The sequence below is a fragment of the Flavobacterium sp. genome, assembly GCF_043773265.1.
Taxonomy (GTDB): Bacteria; Bacteroidota; Bacteroidia; order Flavobacteriales; family Flavobacteriaceae; genus Flavobacterium.
The window spans coordinates 1-5,080 of the sequence record NZ_JAYVFH010000036.1; the positions used below are offsets into that span (position 1 = coordinate 1).

Below are 5,080 nucleotides of genomic sequence, written 5' to 3' on the forward strand. Positions count from 1 at the left end.
TCGCTCCAAATAATTCCAAGTTCCTGGTTTATTAAAAAAATTGGACTCACCTACTTGTTTGTGTAAGTACGCAAATGCATCTAAACGAAGAATGTTACCTCCATAATCGCTGACTTTTTTTAATGTTTCTTCATAAAATTCCCATACTAATGGCGATGTCGCATTTACATCCATTTGTCCGAGATAAGAACGTTTTTGCTCTACAATTTGCAAAATTTCTGATTTGAAGGAAACACAATCTTCAAAATCAATTGTACCAAAATCTTGATTATTTTCAATTGCATCGTTTATTTTTTTACAAATAAATAGCTGTTGATTTTCTGTCGCTTCTTTAATATTTTGTAAATCGGAAATCGATATTTTACTATACGTTATTTGCTGATAAAAAGTATTCCAAAACGGTTGTTCTGTTCCATCAGGAAAATGCACTTTTAAAATAGGCAAACCCGATTTTCTCATAAATAACTTATCGAGAAACTCTGCTTTTGGAACAACAATACCTTCTTCGTTTATTATGCCATTTCCTTCCCAAAACTCATTCCAATTAATAAAAAAATCTTTAAACTCAGATTGATTTCCGTTTTTAAGAATATCTTTAAATTGCGGCGAAGCTACCGAAAGATGATTTAAAACAATATCAAATTTTAGCTTAATATTAAGCTCTTCAATCTCTTGCAAATCTTTTAAATCAACTAAATCTGTATTTATATCATAATCAATAACAGAAAATCCTCTGTCTAAATCGCTATTAAAAAAGGTTGGCAATACATAAAACAAAGAAAAAACATCTTTAAATTCTGGCATTTTTAGCATGCTTACCGTATCGCTTAACTTAGTTCCTATACTATCAGGATAAGCGTTTAGCATAACACCACTTAAAATTTTTGAATTATTTTGATGCATACTATTTTATAAAAGTTTAGATAAAATATTAATATTATCTGGTAATCGTCCAACATTCTGCAATTTTATTGATGCTAATCTTTGGGCAATAGAAATACTTTCTACAAGGTCTTTTTTGTGTAATTGAGCGTACAAAAATCCTGTCCAAAAAGCATCGCCTGCACCTGTAGCATCTTTTATTTCTTCAATTAGCATTGCTTCTTGAAAAAAAAGACCTTGCTCTAAATCTGAAAGTACAACGCCATTTTTACCTTTAGTTAAACAAATTCTTGATGCTCCCAAATTATGAAAATAGTCAAAAATATAGTCTTCAGTTTTTACTTCTGAAAAAAGTCGGTAACAATCGTCTTCACTTAGTTTAACTAAAGGATTTAAAGATAAATATTCGGCTAAAACTTGTTTTGCTTCTTCACGGTTGGGCCAAATTCTCTCTGAAAAATTAATATCGATACTCAATTGCAATCCTAATTCGGCAGCTTTTTTAGCTCGGTTTAAAATAGTTTTTCTTGCAGGATTTTTACTCAATGCAAAACAAGTGGTGTGAAAAATACTTGCATCAGCAATAATTTCGTCAGGTAATTGATTTTCTGTAATTTGACAATCAGCTTCTCTATATGCAATAAAATCAGGTGTTTCTGTAGATTTTGAAACAAAAATAACCGAAGTTGGTGCAGATTCAAGTTTAGAAATTTGAGATGTAATTACATTATTATCTTTTAATTTTCTAACAACATACTCACCCAAACCATCTTGCCCACACGAAGCTACAAGCATTGATTTTAAACCCAATCGTGAGGCGTTAACCGCTACATTTGTTGGTGATCCTCCTAAAAATCTATGGTAGTCTTTGGTTCTATTAATCGAAGTGTTTATCTCATGACCTATAAAATCAATGAGTACTTCGCCAATACAAATGATATCTATATTTTTCAAATTAAATTTTTTAAAGTTTGAATGTTATAATTAATTGGTTATTTTTTTGTTTCTATTTTTCAGAATCAAAAGGCAAATCAGATTGTTTTTTTGATTTAATAAACAAGGTACAAATAGCACTAATCACTAATAAAACACCTGCAAAAGTGATTGCCAATCGTGCATCATTATGTAAAAAATGTTTCATAATATATCCAAAAGTTATGGTTTGAATAAACATAGGAATTACAATCATCATATTGATTATTCCCATATAAACGCCATATCTTTCTTTTGGAATGTTGGAAACTACCATTAAATAGGGAATTCCCATCATACTTGCCCAACCAATTCCGAAACCAGTTATGGCAGGAAATAATAAATATTTATTTTCAATATGTGGAAAAATTAAAAATCCAATTGCTGCTAAAACTAAACATGTAAAATGCACATATTTGGCAGAATATTTTCTTGCAAAACCAACCAATGCAAAAGCAACCAAAAAAGTCACAACATTGTACCAACCATTTACCAAACCTGTCCAACCTACAGCTTCTTCATATAATTTTGGATTTGATTTTGGAGTTGCATTCCACACAGAAAGCGCAATACTTTTAGAAGAATTTTGCCAATAGCAAAATAATGCATACCATTGAAATAAATAAACCAAAGCCAATTGCCACATTACTTTTGGCATATCTTTTATGGCTGAAAAAATGTCTACAAAAGGTGTAAAAATATTTATTTTTTCAGATTTTATTTTTTCTAATTCTTCATTTGTAGGAGGAATTTCTTTGGTCGTATGTGAACTCCACCAAACAGAACCGATTGAACAAACTGCGCCAAGAAAAAAGGAAGCAAAAACCCAAGTTGGTAATTTTCCTGTAGTTCCAATAAAAATCATAGGAAAAATAAATAGTGAAATGTTTGCTAATGTTTGTCCGAATCCTGTAAAAAAACTTTGCGTTTGAAAACCAGTTGGTTGTTGCGATTCGTCCAATTTATCTGCAATAAAAGCACGATATGGTTCCATTGCAGTGTTATTTCCAGCGTCTAAAATCCAAAGCAATCCTGCAGCCATCCAAAGTGAACTACTAAAAGGAAAAAGAAATAGCGCTAAACTACAGATTATTGCACCAATAAAAAAGAATGGTTTTCGTCGTCCTCCAAATTTTGGCAACCATGTTTTATCGCTCAAAGCTCCAATTATGGGTTGAATTAATAAGCCAGTTAATGGTCCAGCAAGATTTAAAATAGGCAATTGGTCTGGACTTGCACCTAAAAAATCGTATATAGGATTTACAGCACTTTGTTGTAAACCAAAGCTATATTGAATTCCGAAGAAACCAACATTCATATTGATGATTTGCCAAAAACTCAGCTTTAATTTTTTAGTCATAAATAATTTTGTATTGGAACTAAAATAGTTTCCACATCATAAAGATATGGAAACTATTAATTTTAAATAAATGCTAATTTGAACTAACTTCAAAAAGATTTTAATATTCAAAAATAGAGTACAAATGATGTTATTTATTGAAATTCTTACAAAATAATGCTTCAAAATGCTCGAAAACGTTTTCGTAAATTGTTATTTTTTTACAATTAGTTTTTTAAACTGTTTTTAAACCATTAAGATATGAAGGGTTTTATTATTCTTGCAAAGACGCAGTGTAGCAAAGATGTTAGTTGAATATTTTTATATTTTTATATTGAATGATTTTTATTAAACAAATCATTTTACACCATTAAGATATTAATGGTTTTCTGAATTTTATATAATAAAAATACTATTTTGAAAAAGGAATGATAATTTTAGTTTCCCATTCTAGTTCATTTCCGCCATTAAAAGGATTCGCAAAGAAATGTTCTAGTGGTTTTTTGCTTAATTTATAATTGTGATTTTTTGCATAATCAATTAAAGTAAACCAAGCTCTATCTGATGTTCTATAATTTCCATAATATGTTGCCATAAGTCCTTTTAATGCTGGTAGTTTTTTAAATTTTACCAATGAATCACTAATTATTTTAGTGTTTTTATCAATTGGAAAACAGTAATTAAACTCTAAAGTTTCTTTGTTTTCTTCCCAATTTAGAACTTCTAAATAAGGTTTTCCATTAATTTTAATTGAATTATTATGTAAAAAACCTGTAATTTTTCCGTCGTTCATAATCATTGTTTGTGCTTTTTCCTGCATTACACTTTTTAGATTAATGTAAGCCACTAATGTTTCTTCAGAAGTTCCGACACCATCAATTTTAACTTTATGAGTTTTTAAATGTTGGTTCAATCCATCACGAAAATCTTCAATTTTTTTAAGTTGTTCTTGTTTGAATTTTGTATTGAAAAAAGGCGCAGTCAATCGGTTGTAAATACTTGCATTTTTCTCGTTTATATCAACACTTACTTGGGTTATGGAATCGTTTATCGTATTCATTTTCCATGAATAAGTATACGAATTTGTCCCAGAAATCAGTTCTTGTTTTATAAAATCGAAATTTTGTTTTTCAATAATTTTATACTTTTTATTTGTATTTTGAGATTGCACTTTTGACCAATCTTGAATTCCTTGAAAAATAGTTCTTGTGGCTGCTTTTGCTTTAAAATTTATAGTATAATCGCTTTTTTTAATAAATAAATACCAAATTAAAAAAACGGAAAAAAGGATAACAAATGCGGAAAGTAATTTTTTATTCTGAAACATTTTATTTTATAAATTTTAATTTTTTAACAATATAATCTCCAATTCTTGAACCTTGTGCAATTCCATTTTCTATGGCTGCTTTGTAATGAATTCCGCCATAAAATCTACTCATAGAAGCTTCTTTTGAGGCAAGATTAAAGGATTTAAATTTTCTGCTTGGCAATCCAAAAGGTAATTCGGTATCATCTAAATAGGCAAAATTATCACCAAAAACTGAAGTTAAAACAGTTGCCGAACAAGTTGAAGCCACAGAATGTCCGCTTGTATATTCAGGAAATGGTGGCGTTTGCAATAATGGTCGCCAGTCTTCGTCAATTGTCTGATTGATAACTGTTTCTGGTCGCACAACATTGCTTCTGTATTTTTCATCCCAACAACTTATGAACGACTCGAACAATCCTATTGATGTTGCAGTGTAAGCATAAACGGTTTTTTCAAAATTGGCTTTCGATGTTTTACAGGCAATTTTTGTAATTCCCATCCAATGTCCGCCAGGTGTAATTTTCTTTTTGGCAAACATCATATGTCCTTGATTTACGGTTACATAAGGATTGCAATCC

4 protein-coding genes and 1 pseudogene are annotated in these 5,080 nt (G+C 29.8%); all 5 read right to left on the bottom strand.

All coding sequences use genetic code 11. The features are described 5' to 3' along the window. Positions 1 to 903, bottom strand: a pseudogene (locus tag ACH2BO_RS01815) (glycosidase); the annotation flags it as partial. Between the two features lie 6 nt (positions 904 to 909). Continuing rightward, positions 910 to 1,836, bottom strand: coding sequence for a carbohydrate kinase family protein (locus ACH2BO_RS01820; protein WP_395043055.1), 927 nt, complete (start codon positions 1,834 to 1,836; stop codon positions 910 to 912). Between the two features lie 52 nt (positions 1,837 to 1,888). Beyond that, positions 1,889 to 3,214 (bottom strand): MFS transporter, encoded by a 1,326-nt coding sequence (locus tag ACH2BO_RS01825; RefSeq protein ID WP_395043056.1) that lies wholly within the window; start codon positions 3,212 to 3,214, stop codon positions 1,889 to 1,891. Positions 3,215 to 3,605: 391 nt separating this feature from the next. After that, complete coding sequence (locus ACH2BO_RS01830) at positions 3,606 to 4,520, bottom strand: GyrI-like domain-containing protein (RefSeq protein ID WP_395043057.1); 915 nt, start codon at positions 4,518 to 4,520, stop codon at positions 3,606 to 3,608. A gap of 1 nt (position 4,521) precedes the next feature. Further along, positions 4,522 to 5,080: vanadium-dependent haloperoxidase (locus ACH2BO_RS01835; protein ID WP_395043058.1), on the bottom strand; the 559-nt coding region annotated here is incomplete at its 5' end.